We start from the raw sequence: 570 nt of genomic DNA on the forward strand, positions 1-570 counted from the left end.
CCACCGCCGACGGGCGCAGCGGCAACGGGCCGACCAGCGCGGCCGCGCCGACCGGCTCGCTGAACCCGGCCGTCCCCGGCACGCCGGCCGGGTTGGAGCCCGTCGGTCCGCCGGCCGCCGCCGGCCCCGGCCTGCTGAGGCGCCCGTCGATGCCCGAAGCGCAGGCCGCCGTGGAGCGCGTTTCGCCGTCGTCAAACGGCGGCCCTCCGCACCCCGCCGCCGGCATCGCCTGAGCCCCACCGCCCGGGCCGTCTGGGCCTGACCGCCTAGGCAACGCCTGCCGCCGATGCTGCTCGGTGCGGCAGCAGCCGGGCGTACATGTCCACGCGGGCCCTGTCGAGCTGCCCCGTCTGTGGGACCGCCGGTGGCCCCCGTCCGCCGCCATCCATGCGGGCAGCTCGACACGATCCGCCGACCGTCTCCCGTCCCGGCTTTTCCGCCGCGCCGTAGCCCGTCACCTTCCGGTGCTCAAGAGGTTTGCACCAGGACCCAGGTCCTGACCCACACCTCGTGAGCACCGGCGCCGGGCGGCGCGGCAAGCGGGGCACCACGCCGGGCGGGGCGCCGAGC

Annotated in this window: 1 pseudogene; it reads left to right on the plus strand. The window is 77.7% G+C overall.

Features of this window, described 5'->3' with window-relative positions:
• Nucleotides 1–233 (plus strand): annotated as a pseudogene (locus C1I99_RS34435) (hypothetical protein); the annotation flags it as partial.
• Nucleotides 234–570: the final 337 nt, after the last annotated feature.

This window comes from Micromonospora deserti (assembly GCF_003236335.1).
Taxonomy (GTDB): domain Bacteria; phylum Actinomycetota; class Actinomycetes; order Mycobacteriales; family Micromonosporaceae; genus Micromonospora; species Micromonospora deserti.